At 46.4% G+C, this 16838-nt stretch carries 24 protein-coding genes; 7 read left to right on the top strand and 17 right to left on the bottom strand.

The genetic code is table 11. From position 1 onward, the window contains the following. Positions 1-12: 12 nt before the first annotated feature. The 6 genes from ACQ4M5_RS03065 to uraH all read right to left on the bottom strand — a co-directional run bounded on the left by ACQ4M5_RS03065 (position 13) and on the right by uraH (position 5861). Positions 13-1488, bottom strand: coding sequence for a hypothetical protein (locus tag ACQ4M5_RS03065; protein WP_430674126.1), 1476 nt, complete (start codon positions 1486-1488; stop codon positions 13-15). Positions 1489-1687: 199 nt separating this feature from the next. Continuing rightward, positions 1688-1903, bottom strand: coding sequence for a DUF2281 domain-containing protein (locus tag ACQ4M5_RS03060; protein WP_430674125.1), 216 nt, complete (start codon positions 1901-1903; stop codon positions 1688-1690). A 27-nt stretch (positions 1904-1930) separates the two neighbouring features. Then, positions 1931-2839, bottom strand: coding sequence for an AAA family ATPase (locus ACQ4M5_RS03055; RefSeq protein WP_430674124.1), 909 nt, complete (start codon positions 2837-2839; stop codon positions 1931-1933). A gap of 68 nt (positions 2840-2907) precedes the next feature. Beyond that, positions 2908-3825, bottom strand: a complete 918-nt coding sequence (locus ACQ4M5_RS03050; protein ID WP_430674123.1) for a bifunctional riboflavin kinase/FAD synthetase — start codon at positions 3823-3825, stop codon at positions 2908-2910. 141 nt (positions 3826-3966) lie between these two features. After that, positions 3967-5217 (bottom strand): glycoside hydrolase family 10 protein, encoded by a 1251-nt coding sequence (locus ACQ4M5_RS03045; protein WP_430674122.1) that lies wholly within the window; start codon positions 5215-5217, stop codon positions 3967-3969. A gap of 290 nt (positions 5218-5507) precedes the next feature. After that, entirely contained in the window at positions 5508-5861 is a 354-nt protein-coding gene (gene uraH / locus ACQ4M5_RS03040) for a hydroxyisourate hydrolase (RefSeq protein ID WP_430674121.1), read from the bottom strand. A 41-nt stretch (positions 5862-5902) separates the two neighbouring features. Between uraH and ACQ4M5_RS03035 the strand changes: the two genes are divergently transcribed. Together ACQ4M5_RS03035 and ACQ4M5_RS03030 are read left to right on the top strand one after the other, a co-directional pair. Continuing rightward, complete coding sequence (locus tag ACQ4M5_RS03035) at positions 5903-6568, top strand: endonuclease domain-containing protein (RefSeq protein ID WP_430674120.1); 666 nt, start codon at positions 5903-5905, stop codon at positions 6566-6568. 312 nt (positions 6569-6880) lie between these two features. Then, positions 6881-8341 carry a PP2C family protein-serine/threonine phosphatase gene (locus ACQ4M5_RS03030; RefSeq protein WP_430674119.1) on the top strand — a complete coding sequence of 487 codons (1461 nt, stop codon included), beginning with the start codon at positions 6881-6883 and terminating at the stop codon, positions 8339-8341. Here the strand turns inward: ACQ4M5_RS03030 and ACQ4M5_RS03025 are convergent. Beyond that, the gene (locus ACQ4M5_RS03025) at positions 8308-8484 is read right to left on the bottom strand and encodes a hypothetical protein (RefSeq protein WP_430674118.1); all 177 of its coding nucleotides are present in this window, start codon (positions 8482-8484) and stop codon (positions 8308-8310) included. The genes ACQ4M5_RS03030 and ACQ4M5_RS03025 overlap by 34 nt on opposite strands. A 166-nt stretch (positions 8485-8650) precedes the next feature. On the opposite strand from ACQ4M5_RS03025, the gene ACQ4M5_RS03020 reads away from it, so the two are divergent. The 5 genes from ACQ4M5_RS03020 (at position 8651) to ACQ4M5_RS03000 (ending at position 10690) form a co-directional block, all read left to right on the top strand. After that, the gene (locus tag ACQ4M5_RS03020) at positions 8651-8887 is read left to right on the top strand and encodes a helix-turn-helix domain-containing protein (protein WP_430674117.1); all 237 of its coding nucleotides are present in this window, start codon (positions 8651-8653) and stop codon (positions 8885-8887) included. 235 nt (positions 8888-9122) lie between these two features. Further along, positions 9123-9341, top strand: a complete 219-nt coding sequence (locus ACQ4M5_RS03015) for a type II toxin-antitoxin system HicB family antitoxin (protein ID WP_430674116.1) — start codon at positions 9123-9125, stop codon at positions 9339-9341. 62 nt (positions 9342-9403) lie between these two features. Then, positions 9404-9988, top strand: a complete 585-nt coding sequence (locus ACQ4M5_RS03010) for a hypothetical protein (protein ID WP_430674115.1) — start codon at positions 9404-9406, stop codon at positions 9986-9988. A 91-nt stretch (positions 9989-10079) separates the two neighbouring features. Next, the gene (locus tag ACQ4M5_RS03005) at positions 10080-10331 is read left to right on the top strand and encodes a hypothetical protein (protein ID WP_430674114.1); all 252 of its coding nucleotides are present in this window, start codon (positions 10080-10082) and stop codon (positions 10329-10331) included. After that, positions 10328-10690, top strand: a complete 363-nt coding sequence (locus ACQ4M5_RS03000; RefSeq protein WP_430674113.1) for an aspartyl protease family protein — start codon at positions 10328-10330, stop codon at positions 10688-10690. The genes ACQ4M5_RS03005 and ACQ4M5_RS03000 overlap by 4 nt, the downstream gene beginning before the upstream one ends. 34 nt (positions 10691-10724) lie before the next feature. Here ACQ4M5_RS03000 and ACQ4M5_RS02995 read toward each other — a convergent pair whose 3' ends face one another. The 10 genes from ACQ4M5_RS02995 to ACQ4M5_RS02950 form a co-directional block, all read right to left on the bottom strand. Next, on the bottom strand, positions 10725-11198 hold the full coding sequence (locus ACQ4M5_RS02995; protein WP_430674112.1) for a hypothetical protein: 474 nt from the start codon (positions 11196-11198) through the stop codon (positions 10725-10727). Between the two features lie 148 nt (positions 11199-11346). Continuing rightward, positions 11347-11757, bottom strand: coding sequence for an ATP synthase F1 subunit epsilon (gene atpC, locus ACQ4M5_RS02990; protein ID WP_430674111.1), 411 nt, complete (start codon positions 11755-11757; stop codon positions 11347-11349). A 62-nt stretch (positions 11758-11819) separates the two neighbouring features. Continuing rightward, positions 11820-13277, bottom strand: coding sequence for a F0F1 ATP synthase subunit beta (gene atpD, locus ACQ4M5_RS02985; protein WP_430674109.1), 1458 nt, complete (start codon positions 13275-13277; stop codon positions 11820-11822). Positions 13278-13518: 241 nt separating this feature from the next. Beyond that, the gene (locus tag ACQ4M5_RS02980; protein ID WP_430674108.1) at positions 13519-13887 is read right to left on the bottom strand and encodes a clan AA aspartic protease; all 369 of its coding nucleotides are present in this window, start codon (positions 13885-13887) and stop codon (positions 13519-13521) included. Next, the gene (locus ACQ4M5_RS02975) at positions 13884-14156 is read right to left on the bottom strand and encodes a hypothetical protein (protein ID WP_430674107.1); all 273 of its coding nucleotides are present in this window, start codon (positions 14154-14156) and stop codon (positions 13884-13886) included. The genes ACQ4M5_RS02980 and ACQ4M5_RS02975 overlap by 4 nt, the downstream gene beginning before the upstream one ends. Positions 14157-14233: 77 nt before the next feature. Further along, positions 14234-14824, bottom strand: a complete 591-nt coding sequence (locus ACQ4M5_RS02970) for a DUF3885 domain-containing protein (protein WP_430674106.1) — start codon at positions 14822-14824, stop codon at positions 14234-14236. A gap of 143 nt (positions 14825-14967) precedes the next feature. Next, a complete protein-coding gene (locus ACQ4M5_RS02965; RefSeq protein WP_430674105.1) occupies positions 14968-15360 on the bottom strand; it encodes a type II toxin-antitoxin system VapC family toxin in 393 nt (130 codons plus the stop codon). Then, a complete protein-coding gene (locus ACQ4M5_RS02960; protein ID WP_430674104.1) occupies positions 15361-15603 on the bottom strand; it encodes a DUF2281 domain-containing protein in 243 nt (80 codons plus the stop codon). It abuts the gene before it with no gap. A gap of 143 nt (positions 15604-15746) precedes the next feature. Then, positions 15747-16118 (bottom strand): DUF433 domain-containing protein, encoded by a 372-nt coding sequence (locus tag ACQ4M5_RS02955; RefSeq protein WP_430674103.1) that lies wholly within the window; start codon positions 16116-16118, stop codon positions 15747-15749. Positions 16119-16261: 143 nt separating this feature from the next. Further along, the gene (locus tag ACQ4M5_RS02950) at positions 16262-16825 is read right to left on the bottom strand and encodes a hypothetical protein (protein WP_430674102.1); all 564 of its coding nucleotides are present in this window, start codon (positions 16823-16825) and stop codon (positions 16262-16264) included. Positions 16826-16838: the final 13 nt, after the last annotated feature.

The following is a 16838-nucleotide window of genomic DNA, read 5'->3' as shown; positions in this document are numbered from 1 at the left end:
TCTGTTTTGAATCTACTGAGCTGATTTTGGGAAGCTCGGCAATTCTACCGCTGCTAGGGATTCCCGTTTTTTCTGCGATCGCTGCGGATAAACCACTGGCGACGGGCTACCCTCTGTGGGCGGCGCAACGTAAGGTTCTTTTACCCGATCGTCTTCATTCAGGGTGATAAACGGTGACGGAGTTGAAACGGTCGGCTCTACTGCGGGCGGCAACGCTAGATTAAACGGATTTGCGGCAATTTCCTCGCGAGTTTCGATCAAGTTTGAGTCCTCGATCGAAACCGTCTGAATCTCGGTCACTTCAGGTTCTAGAGCGGCGATCGGGGCTTCGACTGCTGGAGGCTCAACAGGCTTACTAGCAGTTGGGACAAACAAATCGATGTTATGGCGAACGGCTGGAGCTTCTTCAGTAGAACGAGCGATCGTATAGCTCAAAGGCGGATGAACGACGATTGGTTCCGGTTGGGGAAGTTCAGCGAACTCGATCGCGCTTTCATCGAACTCGATCGCTTCTGGCATTTCAAAGGTTTCTGCTGCGATCGGCTCTTCTTCCTCGAATAAGCTGGCATCATCAGGAGCCGTTGCCCAAACGCTATCAGATGGCACAGCGATATTAGTAGAAACGGGTTCGAGTTCCCAAGGTAGCGGATCGAGTGTGGTAGACCAAGGTTGAACAGGCTGCGCTTTGACAAATCCAACCGATTCACACTGCGCTTCACTTGCTGAGATCTCTTGATCGACCGATTCTTCGATCTTCTGAGTTGCCGTGACATCAAGACATTTTTCGAGTGCGGCTTTGAATTGCAGCGTGTACTGTTGCTGGCGATGGAGACGCGATCGTAAATCTCGACAAGCATTCTCTGATTGCCGTAAGTCTTGAATTTGCTGATCGTATTGCTGCTTGGTCAAGGCACAATCCCGTTCTAGCTGTGCGACTTGAGATTGACTCGATTCAAGCTGTGCAGTCAAAGTCTCAATCAAGATTTGCTGTTTCTGTTGAGCTTGATGCGCTTGGTCTAATGCTTGATTGAGTTGGGCGACTTCTGCTTGAGTTGCAGCGATCGTTTCTAACTGTTGAGCAATTTGCGTTTCTTGATCTTGCAATCTTTGGCGAGAAGCATCCAAGGCTTGACGCTGTTTAGCAATCATCGCGGCTTGTTGTTGAGTCAAATGCGTTTCTCGCATCGATCGCTGTTCGGCTTCTGCTTGCAATGTACTGAGTTGAGTCTCTAACCGTTTGGTTTCGCCTCTGAGGGTCGCATTTGCTTCACCGAGCGAGAATTCTAATTCTGAGACTCGCGATCGCAGTCGTTGATTTTGTTGTTCTAAATCTTGGATGCGGAGTCCGACTTGAGAAGGTTGCGGATCAGCTTCAGGGATTGTGTTGATGTCGATCGCATTCGGAAAATTCACCGTTGTCCAACCGTCTTCGGGCTGATTCGATTCAACGGGTTCGGAAGGGAGATTGGGGTTTTCAGCTTCACTCATGGGATAACCTGCAAGACGGGATCAACTCAGCACAGCAGCGCTTCTAGAATCAGAAACATTTAATGATATTTAGTTATACCGACTGTTTGGAAGAATTGAACGTTTTCTTCTGAATTTTTGCCACACAGCGTACCACAATTTACTACACCTCTGAGAGAAAGCTGTGTTCAATTTGTCGCTCAAGAATAAGAAATTGTGATTACAAACCCAGTTCGGATAGGAGCGATCCCCAAGAAATGGTTCCTTCCTGCTCAATTTCCTGAAGGACTGCACGAGCTTCTTCTAAATCAAGCTGATTCTCCAATACTTCCTGTTGCTGTTTTGCTTTTAGAAATCTCAGAAAATCCAGAACTTCATCCAAAATCGAATCTGGTGCTTGATCAATTTCTTGAAGCAGCAATTCTTTCGTATTCATTCTTTGCTCGATCGCGATAAGAATATTCTACGGAATCGCGATCGTTCTCAACAGTCGATCGACAATCATTCGTGCTCGACTGCCGCTGGCTGTAATCATTCGATGCGACAGAACATAAGGCGCGATCGCTTTGACATCATCTGGAATCGCATAGTCTCGACCTTCTAAAAATGCGAATGCTTGAACGGCTTTTTGTAGCGCAACGGTTCCGCGTGGACTAACTCCGAGCAAGATTTCTTCGTCTTGGCGAGTGGCGCGGACGAGGCTCAAAATGTATTGCTGGAGCGAAGATTCGACTCGCACTTGAGCACAGAGCGCTTGCAATTCTCGAATTTCTTCAACGCTAATACAAGGCGGTAATTCTTTAGCGCGATCGCCAGATTGCAGTCGCTCTAACATCTGAAGTTCTTCAGATTCGGTCGGATAGCCCAATGACAGCGACAGAGCAAATCGATCCATCTGCGCTTCTGGAAGTGGGAATGTACCTTGATATTCGGCTGGGTTTTGAGTTGCAATAACGAAGAAAGGACTGGGAACTTTGCGGGAAACACCATCGATCGTGACTTGCTGTTCTTCCATCACTTCGAGCAGTGCGGATTGAGTTCTCGGAGTGGCGCGATTGATTTCATCTGCTAAGAGAACGTTGGCAAAAATCGGACCTGCCATGAATTCAAATTCGCCCGATCGAGGATTCCAAATATTCGTCCCGGTGACATCGGTGGGAAGTAAATCTGGAGTGCATTGAAGCCGCTGAAATTTGCCGTTAATCGATCGGGCGAGTGATTTCGCTAGTAGAGTTTTTCCCACGCCTGGGACATCTTCTAGCAGAGCATGACCGCCAGAGAGTAGCGCGACGAGAACCAGTTGAATGGCTTCTTGTTTTCCAACGATCGCTAAACTCAAATGTTGCGTTAGTTGCTCGATCCGCTCTCTCATAGAAAAACGCTCCTACCGGGTTAAGACCAGTAGATCATACCCACGGTTTCTCAGAGTGGCGAAAAAACTCAGGAAATTGCGGTGAGTGCGGTTCTTGCAGCTTCGCAATCTAGGTGAATTTGGGCTTTGAGATCCTCTAAAGAGGCAAATTTCTGCTCTGGTCGAATGAATTCTTCGAGTTCGACGGTGATCGTTCTACCGTACAAATCGCCTGACCAATCCAGTAAATGAACCTCGATCGTTTGACTCATTCCGCTCACAGTCGGACGATTTCCAATGTTCATCACACCCAGAATCGGATCAGTTCCAACGCCTGAAACTCTCACTCCATATACGCCACGACAGGGAATTAACTTATCCGCAAGTAGCTGTAAGTTTGCAGTCGGAAACCCGATCGTGCGTCCGATTTGTTGTCCCGTTACGACTTGTCCGATCAATCGATACGATCGACCTAACATTCGATTAGCAGTGTGCAACTGTCCTGATAACAGTGCCTCTCGAATTGCAGAACTACTGATGCGAGTCCCGTGGAATTTCAATAACGGTACGATCGTCACTCCAATGCCAAAAGTCGCGGCAATTTCTTTGAGAACTTCAGCATTTCCTGATCGCTTATGTCCAAAGCAAAAATCGGCTCCGACGCTAACTTGTCGTGCCTGAAGTTGATTGACCACAATCTCTTCGACGAATTGCTGTGGAGTGAGATTCGCTAACTCTCGGTTAAACGGAAGTAAGACGAGTTGTTCCACACCGATTTCTTCGAGATAGAGAACTTTTTCCTCTTGAGGCGTGAGGAGCGATCGCGGCTCTCCACTAAAAAATTCTTTCGGATGCGGGCTGAATGTGACAACGGTTGCACGAGATTGCCCGTCGTTATCCAGAACAGGCGTGATGACCTGTCGATGCCCTAGATGAATGCCGTCAAAGTTTCCTAGAGCAACGGCGGTCGGAGTTAAAGCAGTAGTCGGAGAAGAAGTAATCCACACGCTTTACATTTTGACATATATCGATTCATAAAATTCAGAAGACACTCTAAAGAAAAGTGGGGAGTGGGGAGTGGAGGAGTGGGAAAGATGATTCTTTACTCCCTACTCCCTACTCCCTACCCCCCACTTCCTACCCCCACTCTAGCGAAGGGACGATCGATAAGCGGGTTCTGGAAATAGCGCCTGGAATCCTGCTTGTCGAAAACTTGCAGGTTCAGGGGCAATATCCCAGAGGCTTTCGTAGTAGAAATAGGCGACTCCTAAACCGCGATCGCGGGCTGCTTGAGTCTGCTCCTGAATTTGGCGAATCGAAACTGGGTTCGTTCTTTGTCCGGTAAAGATGCCAATTCCAGTCGGAATCCGCTGCTGGGCAATTTGCACTTCAGGACGAGTTAGCTTTTGAATAAAGCTTTGTAAGTCCGATCGATACACCTGCATGATCAGTTCGTCTGCAATTCCTTGCTGCACCCAAGCCACCCAGTCTTGCAGATGGAACTTGTAGGCGAAATCGAAATAATTCGGAGAAATAGATACGATCGCATTCGGTTTACGATCGCGAACTGCCTTTTTCAATTGCGCCATAAACGCGGTAATTTTGTTCGCTCTCCATCGCATCCAAGCCTGATCAGCGGGATTGTTCGGGACATCCTTCTTGGTTTCCCTTTTATATAGAGCGCGAGTGTACGCATCGTAGCCAAACTCACGCGGCAGGCTCATATTGTCATCGAACTGAATTCCATCGACATTATATTGAGTCACCGCTTCGACGACGAGCGAAGTGATGAACTGCTGTACTCCAGGGTGGAAGGGATTGAGCCAAGCGACTTCACCCGCGCCACTGATGGAAGTCTGATCACCGTTCCGTTGCTGAGTCAGCCAATCGGGATGATTCACCGCGAGTTCAGACGTGAGCGGAGTCATAAAACCAAACTCGAACCAGGGCATAACGAGTAAGCCTCGACCATGAGCACGATCGACAACATCCGCGAGAATGTCATGCCCATCGGAGCCACGATAGACGAAGGGTTGAATTCCTTGTTGTTGAGCGATCGCACTTGGATAAGTCACATACCCCGAATTCCAAATCACCGGGTAAATCGTATTAAAGTTCAAGCGACCGAGTTGATTCATCGCTTCTTGAACTTTCGTACGGTTTTTCATGACATCGAGATCGTTCAAAGTGAGCCATACGCCCCGGATCTCTGGGCGAACGACTGGAACTGGAGCCGGAACGATCGGAGAAGTTACCCTTGGGGTTTCGATTTGCGGCACTCCAATTTGAGCCATTCCAGGGGTTCCAATGAAGACAACGGTGAATAATGACACCAAAAAGAGCGGGACGAGAACCGCTTTTCTCCAGTGCTGGAACCGAACGCGAAATTGAGTCAGCATGAGAAACTCTATCAACCTCAGAACAAATAAGCGGGCTGCAATAACTAGCCCTACAGTGTACAGGCATCGTGCCCCCGCATCGGGACAGGACAAAAAGACAAGTCGAATCTTTATCTAAGTGAGTGACATCGAATCGTCACTATTCTGAAATACGATCGATATTTTGGCTGACGCAAAATTTAGCGTGTAAGTGCCCGATCGCTGATTACGCAGAATCCGGACTTGTACAAGGCGCTTGTTCCATGATTTGTTAGCAGATTAATCCGTTGAATGTTCTGAACAATATTGCGTTAACTTCCTCGATAGGTACTGTACGACCACGGGGAAGCGAGTAATGGAACATGATAATGAGCGTTTGTATCCGAGATTCCAAATCGAATCGGAACGCGATCGAGAAATCTTGGCTCAGTTGCATTCGTGGATTTTGTAGCGAAATAATCTCCGATCGCAAACACCAACTCATACGTTCCAATTTTAATTTCTGACTCATTCAGCATCGGGCTATCCGTTCGACCATCAGAATTGGTTGTCACCGTTTTCAGATGTGTTTTCTGATCCGAATCGATCGACCAAAGTTCAATCTTCAAATTTGCTGCTGGACAGCCGTGAGCCGTATCGAGAACGTGAGTCGTTAACTTACCCATGAGTGCGCCACAGATTTAGAGTTCAGCGGCAAAATGGAAGAATGGAGAAGCTGCCCACGATTTTATTTCCGAGCCTCGATCGACTTCCATTGCCGCCAGTCGGAACTCATCATAAAGCACGACGCGGACGATCAGAAAGTCAATTCGAGCGCGACTTATGGCAATATTTTCCCGGCAAGATTCACACAGAATTGCTGGTGAAACGCCCAGAGTTGAATCAGCCTTATGTTCCCGATTTTGCTTACCTCGATCGAGATCTTGCGATCGACATCGAAATTGATGAACCTTATACGATCGACACTCGCCAACCGCTGCATTTTGTAGACTGTCCCAAAGATCGATCTCGTAATCAATTTTTCACCGATCACGGCTGGATTGTGATTCGATTTAGTGAATCGCAAGTGATTAAAAGTCCTGAAAGTTGTTGTAAAACGATCGCATCGACGATCGCCAAAATCTCTGGTGACAACGCGATCATGAATGCCTTTCGCCAAGTTCCGACTCTAAAGCTCGATCGACGTTGGACGATCGAACAAGCCCAACACCTTGCCACTCAAAATCATCGCGAACAGTTGCAACTCAAAACCGATTCCAACAAAAAGCCAAGCGACCTGAGCTTCCACTGTCCAACCTGCGGCGAATTAGTTCGGTGGCGAGGACACTATATCAACTGTGCAAACTGCGGATACGACCAATTCGTTCTTTGATTTCGTCCGGTTTTTCCTACCGTCTCGTGAATACATCAAACACAGATGCGACCTGACAAAAATTGACAGAATAGACGAAAGTTCTAGGTTGCAAACATCCGCAAAATCGAGGAACTGTGTATAATCAGTGCCAACCGCTCGGATAAGTTCGATACGGCTGATGGATAAAGACTTCTGATGGGAAGGTTTGAGAAATTAGCTGCGATCGAAAAGTCGTAACGAAACTGCCACTTTTTAGCAATCTTCGCTAACATTGGTGTTTCGCTAGATTTGATCGGTGAGCTATCCTCCGTTCTTTACTCTCTAGTTTGAATGACTGCTGTGCCCCTTCCTCGTCCCTCTTCCCAACCTCCTGAGCGCAATAACTCAGGTTCCCCAGATGTTACGCCAGTGTTCGCCCTGAAGGAACTGGTGGCACGTCTGAATCGGGAGCAGCATAAAATCCAAGATTTATTAAGCTCACTCGGTTTCGCGCTTCGCAGTTTCAGCAATCTCAATCAATTTCTGGAACTTATCCCCCTGATGGCAAGTCGTGTTACTGATGCTGACGGCGGTGCATTAATTTTGTTCCGCCCGAATGGTCAAGTGAAATTAGAACGGCTGCATTGTCAGGATGCAATGTGGGGTCAAGAACTCCGAAAAGGTTTAGAGATTGCGACTCGTCAAATCACCGCATCATTAACCGGATTGCCACCCGGAGAAGCTTTGGCTCGATCGTCTCAAGTCGTGGCAATGCTCGATCACCAGATCACGCGACATTTAGGCGGAGAAATTCAAATTTTCGGCACTGGAATTTTAGTTAAAAACAACGAACGCGGGCGACTTTACGTTTTTAGTCGAGAACCGGATTACGCTTGGACAGAAACGCGCCAGAAATTAGTTCGGCTTGTGGCAGATCAAACCGCAGTCGCGATCGAGAATGATGAACTCACGGTCGAACTGAAGAAGAAAGAACGACTCGATCGAGAACTCGAAATTGGTGCAGATATCCAATTACGTCTCTTACCGCGTCAATGTCCCGCGATCGATGGCATCGAACTTGCCGCGCTGTGCAAAACCGCGAATCGAGTCGGCGGCGACTATTACGACTTTATTCCTGCTGATTATGGACAAACTCGAAAAGCGAATCCGAACAATTCGGATGGCAAATGGAGTTTAGCGATCGGGGATGTGATGGGCAAAGGTGTCCCCGCAGGTCTAATTATGACCATGACACGCGGAATGCTTCGGGCTGAAGTCTTAAATGGTCACTCTCCTGCCCGAATTTTGCAGCATCTCAATCAGGTCATGTATGCCGATTTAGAAAACTCGAATCGGTTTGTGACGCTGTTTTATTCCGAGTACGATCCGAAAACTCGCCTTCTGTCCTATAGCAATGCGGCGCACAATCCGCCGTTACTCTGGCAAGCTGCAACTAATACGATCAAACGATTGGATACTCATGGAATGTTGATCGGTTTAGACATCGAAACTCAGTTCCAAGACGCTCAAGTGCAACTAGAACCAGGAGACACGCTGATCTATTACACCGATGGTTTTACCGATGCTGCCAATCAGTACGGACAGCGATTTGATGAGGAAAATCTGATCAGTGCATTCCGTTGGGCGTGTCAGCATTTTGACGATCCACAGCATATTCTCAAGTACCTATTCGATTGTGTGCAGCAGTTTATCGGCATGGGTAATCCGAATTCGGATGATATGACGCTCGTAGTCATGCGAGTTAAACTGATGAAAGATCAACTTCCATCAAACAGCAGCACAAATTCGTAGTGCGGTAACTGTCGTTGTAATACGGTCAAATGTCCTTCAGCATCCGATCGACTTCGATACCTTCCGCGCACTACTCGCTGCATTTTCGGTAAAAGTTGCACCACGATCCAAGGAGCAATCCGCTCCTGATAAGGCATAATCATACCTGTCTCCATCTTTGTATGGTGATTTCAAGCCAGTGCTGAGAGTTTGGTCGCTACTAAGCACTGGCTTTATCGTGTTTCCGATTGGCAACATCGTATCGAATTGGCGGTTTTGTTGTCAATCGGAAACATCTTTAACTTATGGAACGTTGACACAAACTAAAGCATGGGACGGGCAGGAAAAGCACTGGGACTGGTTTTGAAGAATTACGGCATCAACCAAAATCAATTGGCGATCGCAATGGATATCGATCGCTCTAATATCAGTCGCTGGATTGCTGAAACTCGTGAACCTTCTGCGGAATCTGTTCTAGAAATTCGAGATGCACTAGAAACGCTCGATACAGTCGCAGCAGCAGAATTTACGCGGTTGTATTGGGGAAAAGATGAGATAAACGGATGAGTTTAACTTAACGACTTTGCAGAACAATTGCTTTCAATGACATAGTTACGCTGTTGGAAGCTTTTGATTTTCGCCAAGTTAGAATTAGCGATAGTCATCATATTTTCGACCACTCTGATCTCTCTGAAATTGTGAATCTTCAGAATCGTGAGGGATAAGCAAAACCTTACTAGGTGCGACAGTTTCTAAGTTTGGTCGAGCAATACAATCTGACTTTGGAAGACTTTGAGGAAGAATGAAGGACTATGACATTAATCTGTTCTACAGCGAAGAAGACGAGGGATATATTGCTGATATTCCTGATTTGAAGTTTTGCTCTGCGTTTGGGGAAACGCCTGAAGAAGCCGTTCGAGAAGTCTTGATCGCAAAAGCCGCTTGGATTGAAGCCGCAAAAGCATCAGGAAAACCTATTCCAGAGCCTCAGTATCGACCTGTCATTTATCAAGTCAGTTAAGCGATCGCACTTAATTTATCGATCGATCAAGTTCAAAGTTTTATACAGCGTTAGCAAAAGTCGTGACAGAGCATCAAGAATTAATCAAATCCTTACTACAAGACCTAAACGCTGCGAGTCAGTTAATCGATGGATTGGCAGAAAAAGTGCAAGCCTTGGAGAACAGTTTTGATCGATCGCGTTTTATTGGTGAAATAGGAAAGACATTGGCGCATATTTTTGATCTTGAAGCGGATCTCTTCGAGCTTGAGCCAACCCTAGTGCCTGATCTCTTGAAACCTTCGCTCGATGCCGTTGATCTCACTGATTCACTAGAACGGCTCTTATCCAAAAATTGGGCGATTCGTGAAAGCACGATTCGAGAATTCAAAGCTTATATGCTTGATCAGGTTGAATCTGAGTTTGCATTTGCTTGTGAGTCTGAAACTGAACATGATTTTGCTCAAGAGTGGTGGTGTGAGCAACAGAAGCCATTTATTCCTGTAGTTCGGGTTTATAAGTTTCTCAAGCACGATCGACGTTTTATGCGATGTCAAAGTGCAAAACTTTTAGAAGAAAGATTTGGAGTTCAGCTTTGGGATGATGAGCGAGGAGATGTCTGTTTCGCAATCGCAGAACAATGGTTCAATGATTGGTTAGGGCGCTGAGAGATGAATAAAGTACGATCGCGCTCAATTTATCGATCGACCAAGTGAGACAACCGTTGAAATTTTGGAAGAACAGGAAGAGGTGATTGCTATGAGCCAGACTAAAAATCAAGCGGTTGACACGACACAGCTTTACGAACGGGGACGATCTATATTTGAAAAAGTATTGCCGGAATTGATGGGAATTTACTACAACTGGTTTATTTTGATCGAGCCTGATAGCGGCGATTACTTTGTAGATATGGATGAGCTAAATGCGCTGACAAAAGCCCGCCAAAAACATCCTCAATCTGTCTTTGCAATCTTCCGTCTCAATGAAACAGGGAACACGGGACGAGTATGATTCAGGGGGAATTCGATGAGCTTGGGCAACTGTTTTTTGAAATTGATTTACTTGCAGCAGATGGCGATCGTTTTACGATTAATGCGCTTCTCGATACTGGTTCTACAGAATGGTTAGCAATTAACGAACAAGATTTAGACGCGCTTGGTTGGTCATTCTACGGAACACGACAAGTCGAAACGGCTCAAGGTGAGATACTTTTCCCGACCTATCTAGGAACGATTTCTCTAGATGGACAAACATTCAGCGTTCCAGTTGTTGCGGGTTCTGCTTTTCAGCAAGTATTGCTTGGTGTTCCTTGGCTTAGAACTAGACGTTTGATTGTTGACCTACCAAATAGCATCTTGACACTAGGTTAACTTAGCTTCTGTCTTTTTAAGATAGTTTTCTAACCTAGATGTGCGTCTCATCATGTTCGGAACTTGATTTAGAAGTTGTTGCGAAATGCTGTTGCCAAGTCGGTTTACAGCGCCGACAATACTCGTTGAAATTCGATAAATTGTAGCCGCGTCGAATAGGCATCCAGCGCGTTCGCAGTGCATCAGCTAAGGAATTAGTAGAATGCCAGACATCTTCAAAATCGCCACCTCTAGCATGAAGTCTTGTTGCATACTCAAGAGTACTGAGCATAGCAGATTCAGTATTCTGCCAGTAAGCAGCAAAAGTTTCCTGTAAAACTCGACCATTTAGCTGCACATGAATTTTGTCTAATGCTGGTTTGTAAAGCATTAGGTGTTCAGCTACACAGTCTGCTAATTCTTCGTCCAAATCTGCGTAGAACAGATACTTTCGCTTAAAGATTTCAATCTCAGAAAGAGGATTTTGGAGCTTATGTACTGCTTGACTAATTTCAGAAACTCGGTACATCACTTCATCTACCAAATCAGTGGACGTTATTTTACCAGTACTTTAAATTTAGTTCAAGCGTTCTATGCAAATTACAGTTAATTTGTAATGAATCTCAAAACAAAAAGAGGGCACATTGTCCCTCCTTTCCAATCTTCTAAATCCAACTCTAAACCTGACCGCCAGCCGCTTGAAGACGAGCACGAGCGCGTTTCAGAGCTTGAGTTGCCTGCATTTGTTCTTGTTTCGAGCCGCCTTGATCCGCTTGAGCGAACTTCGCTTCGGCTTCGGTGTAGGCAGTGCGAGCCGCGTCGAGATCGATCGATTCGCCGCGCTCCGCTCCGTTCACCAGAATCGTGACTTCGTTCTTTTCCACTTCTGCAAAGCCACCCATAACCGCGATCGGTACCCAGTTTTTATCTGAGCGAACGCGCAAGACACCCGTTTCGAGTGCTGTTAACAAAGGAGCGTGACCGGACAAAATGCCAAGCTGCCCTGTAGTGCTAGGAAGAATCACTTCCTCAGCCGATGAATCCCAAACTGTTTTGTCTGGCGCAATGACGCGAACCGTTAAAGCCATAGTAATTAAGGATGAATAATGAACGAGGGTAAGGGTGCAGAATCATCCACACCCTTTGAGAGTTACTTGGCTTCAGCCTTCATTTTTTCAGCTTTCGCGATCGCTTCATCAATGTCGCCGACCAAGTAGAATGCTTGCTCAGGCAGATCATCAAGTTCGCCTGCAAGAATCCGCTTGAAGCCTGCGATCGTTTTTTCCAACGACACATACTTACCCGGCGATCCGGTGAAGACTTCTGCGACGAAGAACGGCTGAGACAAGAAGCGCTCAATCTTCCGCGCGCGAGACACCGTTAAGCGATCGTCTTCCGACAATTCATCCAAACCGAGAATTGCAATGATGTCTTGCAGTTCTTTGTAGCGTTGCAGCGTCGATTGGACTGCGCGAGCCGTATCGTAGTGATCGTTTCCTACGATCGAGGGTTGGAGCATCGTAGAAGTCGAATCCAGCGGATCAACGGCGGGATAGATTCCTTTTGAAGCCAAACCGCGAGAAAGAACGGTCGTTCCGTCCAAGTGAGCGAAGGTGGTTGCCGGAGCGGGGTCAGTCAAGTCATCCGCAGGCACGTAAACCGCTTGAATCGAAGTAATCGAACCTTCAGTCGTCGAGGTGATCCGCTCTTGCAAGTCACCCACGTCCGTACCCAAAGTCGGCTGATATCCCACCGCAGAAGGCATCCGACCGAGCAGCGCTGATACTTCAGAACCCGCTTGCACAAATCGGAAGATGTTATCCACGAACAGCAATACGTCTTGCTTGTTCACATCGCGGAAATATTCCGCCATCGTCAAACCTGACAGACCGACACGCATCCGCGCTCCCGGTGGTTCGTTCATTTGACCATATACTAGTGCAATCTTGGACTCGTTGAGGTTGTCCTTTTTGATTACGCCCGATTCAATCATTTCATTGTAAAGGTCGTTTCCTTCGCGAGTACGCTCACCCACACCAGCGAACACCGACACGCCACCGTGATTGGTTGCGATGTTGTTGATCAATTCCATCATGATCACGGTTTTACCCACACCCGCACCACCGAACAAACCAATTTTTCCACCGCGACGGTAGGGAGTCAGCAGGTCGATCACCTTAATTCCGGTTTCAAACACGGAAGGCTTGGTTTCGAGTTCGGTCAATTTGGGAGCGGCACGGTGAATCGGGGAGGTTTCGGTGTTGTTGACGGGACCTTGATTATCGACGGGTTCGCCCAAGACGTTGAAGATGCGTCCGAGGGTTGCGGTTCCAACGGGAACGCTGATCGGTGCGCCTGTGTCGGCAACTTCCATGCCGCGCACCAAGCCATCGGTGGTACTCATCGCCACCGCTCGGACTTGGTTGTCTCCAAGGAGTTGTTGCACTTCGCAGGTTACAGAGACATCTTGACCGGATTCGGTTTTGCCGGAGATGGTCAAGGCGTTGTAAATCTGGGGCATTTTGCCGTCCGGGAATCGCACGTCCAAGACTGGACCGATGATTTGTGTGATGTAACCGATGTTTGTTTTCTCTGCGGTGGTGACCATTATCGGTGCCCTAAAATTGATGGTTCAACGATTGTGTATGCACGAATTGCGCTTATTCGCCACAAGTTAGCTTATCACCGAAGGGTTACAGATGATTAAGCAATTTTTCCTATTGAAGAAGGGTGTGTTCTCTATGACACGCTATGGAATTTTTATAGGTTGTCGATCGTGGATTTGTCGATCGCTATTCCAGAAATCACCTTTTGATCCACTCATGCGTCATGCTGGCGATCGCTCAATTTCACAAAGTCTCGTCAATCACAACTGAGCCACCTTCATAAAAATCGATACTGAGGTGATAATCTTCCATTGAGGCAGTTCCAATTAATGGACGGCGACCCATCGCAAGTACGATAACCTCGCGCCTCACTCCATGCCAAACGATCGTTGCTAAATGCAGTCGTGTCATCACATTAGAATCGTCAGCAAGATTTGCTCGAATACGAGTGATATACGGAAGATTAAGCGCGGCAACAGTTTCAGGCGGCAAGGTTAAAGCTCCTTCAAATCCTGTATCTACGACGCACTCGATTTGTACTTCTGATCGCCCTGGCGGACAAAGGGTAAGGTTGACTCTCGCTTGATTTCCAACAACAAACCCCTGGATCACGGTGCAGTCCTTGTTAACGTTCCTCCAACTGCATAGACCGCGTTGAATCCAATTCTTTCTGTCCAAAGGATAGGGCGTTTACGACGTTCCTGCAAACGGCGACAGGTAGTCAGCAAATCATCGTCAATCTCGTAATCACCAGATTCGACATCGATCGAGATAATTTTACCGATGTTTTCTGCCGTCTCGACTTTGGAACGAAGTTGTTTATCGTAAAACTCTTCGCCTCGTTGAGTGATTTCTTGATCGCTGAAATTGGGGTAGGACATAGTTTGTGATCTCGATCGCTAACTCACTGGCTTCTCCATCCTAACGTACAAGCTGATTTTGGCTTGCGCTCGCTCTTTCACAAACCTTCTGGATGCAATGAAAGCCAGTCTTTGTACTTTGCCCTGAATTTGTCGCGCTCTTGTAAGTTCCTTAGAATTACGTCAACGCCACCATCGTATGGGGCAAAGATACGTTCGCGATTGCAATTCAGAACAAAGAAATTAACAATCTTCCAATCTGCTATGCAAAGTAAAACATCGTTTAATGAGCCGTATTTGAGATCATGTGTTCCGCAAAATAAGCTTAAATAGACAGGCTCTTCATTTGGTTCTAGTTGTTCAGGATCAAAATCTTGTTTGGACAACTTCAGAAACTCTTGAAACTCAAAATTGCTCAATGCAGAACACTGCTCCTCAAGAGAGGGTGAAGACGAGTAATTTCCGGAGACTAAAACACACTTGCCCTCTCCAATGATGTCAAGTAAAGCAGTGTTCTGGCGCTGTAACAGTTGCTCAACTTCTGTCTCATCCTTGGCATATCGTTTCGATTCAGATAAGCTGTGGAAACGAAACCAACGGTCTGTTAAGCGATGCCTGAAAAGGTATGAAACGGGTGGACAATTAGCAAAATGTTGTTCCCAAAAGTAGCGAAATTGATTTACATCCAAATCAACTATCCTCCATCGCAACCATCAGAATAGCCTAACTGCGAAAGAGACGACTGTACAGCGTTTCATGCGTCATGCTAGCGATCGACAAACCCCACCCGCAACTTTCAAGCTCCGAATCTTCAAGTTGAGCGATCGTACATTTAATACCAGTCCACGATCGTAAGTCCCGAAACTCTAGAAAATTCAGCAGTGTTGTGAGTCACAAGCGTTGCCTGAAGCGAGACAGCTACTCCTGCAATCAGAACGTCGATCGCCCCAATTGGTGTGCCTTGTTGCTCTAATTGAGCGCGAATCGTCGCCGCAGCCAAAGCAGCATCTCGATCGAACAAAACCAAATTCACTCGACTCAAAAGTTGCTGAAGTTGTTGAATTCGCTTTGCAGGAGATGTTGATTTCAAAATGCCAACCTGCAATTCGTAGAGAACGATCGTAGGAATCACAATGTCTTCAGAAGGAATGCTTGCAAGAGTTTGAGCGACCTGCCCTTGACCTCTGAAGTAGTAGGTCAACGTATTCGTATCCAAAACGTACACTTAGAGGTTCTCCCGTAAAGCATCTTGTCCTTCTCCAGCACGAATCTCTTCTAGAGTCGGAAAGTCGTCTGCCCATGCTCCAGATAAAGATTGAACTAGGTCTGCCCAAGGTACTGAATCGAACGCTTGATCATCTTTAACCGAGTTCCTAGACCGAATGGATTCAGCAAAAGCAAGAATCTCGCTGGCTTGATCCTGGGGAAGCGTTTTGACAATGGCGTAGATTTGTTCAGCGATCGACATTCCCGGATCTCCTCAATAATTGCTCAGTCTAACTCTGAAGTAGGCAATTGTAGAGCGTTTCATGCGTCATGCTAACGATCGCTCAGTTTCAAGGAATATAAATTCGTCCCACTCCTTTGTAATTCTCGGTATCAAGAAGAATCTCAACCAACCGACTTAAGCCTGTCCTTCCAAGCTTGAAGTTTAGCCCGGATAGCTTCTTGACCCGATTTCGGAGGCATTGCAGCAAGACGGGCGAAGTGTTCTCGATTGCGTTCTTCCCGATATTGTCGATCGTGTTCTGCAATTTGCAAAACTTGTTGATACTCGGCTTCTACTTCTGCCCGATGCGCTTCGATGTAAGAAATGGCAGCTTGAACTTGAGCATCTGTCAGGCACAGCTTTTCACGAATGAGTTTTGCAGGATAGCCAGCCGTAAAGTAGTCCATCACATCGTAGAGAGTGATACGGGTTCTAGCGATCGTTAACCCTCGATCTGTGCGAATAATTATCGGTTGCTCATCGGATGTTGTCATATATGAAACCAAGCGATCGCTAACTCACTGACTTCTTTATCCTAACGTACAAGCTGATCTTGGCTTGCGATCGCTTGGTTTCACACTAGAGATAAGCAGTTCCAGTTCATCTAGATTGATGCAGTATACGAGCGCAGTTTAGCTTAGATTTCGCCAAAAAGCTGAGTCAACACTGTCACTTCACCACCCAATTCATTTCGCCCATCAATATGACGATCGAGAAACTCATCAGGAATTTGAATCAAATCATTCTTAGTCAAGAAATTAACAACTTGATCACAGATTTTAAGTAAGTGCTTAGGCTTTTCCTGAGCAAGAGTATGAAAAACACCATCGTCAGAGCGGGTATAAGAACGAACACAGAAGAATCCACCTTTGCGACTAATATCAACCCGCATTTCAAATTGGCTTGCTTTTAGTGCAGTGTAGTAGTTGCGCTCTTTCGGCATTGCTGGTGCTTTGCCTTTTGCATCAATCAGAATTCTTAGATTGTGTGCAGTACGATAGTTACAATCGAGGTCGCAAAAGACGACTACGCCAAGCTTTTTCGCCATTAATTGACCTAATTCAGCAACCCGTTCTTCTTCAAAAAGCTCAATTTCTTTAGATTGCAAATTACAGATCCATTGAAGGACGCGATTCAGAAAAATAGTTGCTTCACCTTGTCTCTGAATTTGATTAATGGGATTGGGCTGTTTTTTGTTCATTTAAACTAAGTCA

It is taken from the genome of Leptolyngbya sp. AN10, from assembly GCF_050565645.1.
GTDB lineage: Bacteria > Cyanobacteriota > Cyanobacteriia > Leptolyngbyales > Leptolyngbyaceae > Leptolyngbya.
This window is presented reverse-complemented; position numbering and strand designations above follow the sequence as displayed.

What these genes read in the sequence shown, in the direction of transcription:
- ACQ4M5_RS03045 (WP_430674122.1), bottom strand. Translation starts at nt 5,217, where the DNA reads ATGCTGACTCAATTTCGCGTTCGGTTCCAGCACTGGAGAAAAGCGGTT.
- ACQ4M5_RS03035 (WP_430674120.1), top strand. Translation starts at nt 5,903, where the DNA reads ATGGAGAAGCTGCCCACGATTTTATTTCCGAGCCTCGATCGACTTCCA.
- ACQ4M5_RS02995 (WP_430674112.1), bottom strand. Translation starts at nt 11,198, where the DNA reads ATGTACCGAGTTTCTGAAATTAGTCAAGCAGTACATAAGCTCCAAAAT.
- ACQ4M5_RS03020 (WP_430674117.1), top strand. Translation starts at nt 8,651, where the DNA reads ATGGGACGGGCAGGAAAAGCACTGGGACTGGTTTTGAAGAATTACGGC.
- ACQ4M5_RS02955 (WP_430674103.1), bottom strand. Translation starts at nt 16,118, where the DNA reads ATGACAACATCCGATGAGCAACCGATAATTATTCGCACAGATCGAGGG.
- ACQ4M5_RS03015 (WP_430674116.1), top strand. Translation starts at nt 9,123, where the DNA reads ATGAAGGACTATGACATTAATCTGTTCTACAGCGAAGAAGACGAGGGA.
- ACQ4M5_RS03005 (WP_430674114.1), top strand. Translation starts at nt 10,080, where the DNA reads ATGAGCCAGACTAAAAATCAAGCGGTTGACACGACACAGCTTTACGAA.
- ACQ4M5_RS03060 (WP_430674125.1), bottom strand. Translation starts at nt 1,903, where the DNA reads ATGAATACGAAAGAATTGCTGCTTCAAGAAATTGATCAAGCACCAGAT.
- ACQ4M5_RS03055 (WP_430674124.1), bottom strand. Translation starts at nt 2,839, where the DNA reads ATGAGAGAGCGGATCGAGCAACTAACGCAACATTTGAGTTTAGCGATC.
- ACQ4M5_RS02975 (WP_430674107.1), bottom strand. Translation starts at nt 14,156, where the DNA reads ATGTCCTACCCCAATTTCAGCGATCAAGAAATCACTCAACGAGGCGAA.
- ACQ4M5_RS02950 (WP_430674102.1), bottom strand. Translation starts at nt 16,825, where the DNA reads ATGAACAAAAAACAGCCCAATCCCATTAATCAAATTCAGAGACAAGGT.
- atpD (WP_430674109.1), bottom strand. Translation starts at nt 13,277, where the DNA reads ATGGTCACCACCGCAGAGAAAACAAACATCGGTTACATCACACAAATC.
- ACQ4M5_RS03025 (WP_430674118.1), bottom strand. Translation starts at nt 8,484, where the DNA reads ATGATTATGCCTTATCAGGAGCGGATTGCTCCTTGGATCGTGGTGCAA.
- ACQ4M5_RS03000 (WP_430674113.1), top strand. Translation starts at nt 10,328, where the DNA reads ATGATTCAGGGGGAATTCGATGAGCTTGGGCAACTGTTTTTTGAAATT.
- ACQ4M5_RS03065 (WP_430674126.1), bottom strand. Translation starts at nt 1,488, where the DNA reads ATGAGTGAAGCTGAAAACCCCAATCTCCCTTCCGAACCCGTTGAATCG.
- ACQ4M5_RS03030 (WP_430674119.1), top strand. Translation starts at nt 6,881, where the DNA reads ATGACTGCTGTGCCCCTTCCTCGTCCCTCTTCCCAACCTCCTGAGCGC.
- atpC (WP_430674111.1), bottom strand. Translation starts at nt 11,757, where the DNA reads ATGGCTTTAACGGTTCGCGTCATTGCGCCAGACAAAACAGTTTGGGAT.
- ACQ4M5_RS02960 (WP_430674104.1), bottom strand. Translation starts at nt 15,603, where the DNA reads ATGTCGATCGCTGAACAAATCTACGCCATTGTCAAAACGCTTCCCCAG.
- uraH (WP_430674121.1), bottom strand. Translation starts at nt 5,861, where the DNA reads ATGGGTAAGTTAACGACTCACGTTCTCGATACGGCTCACGGCTGTCCA.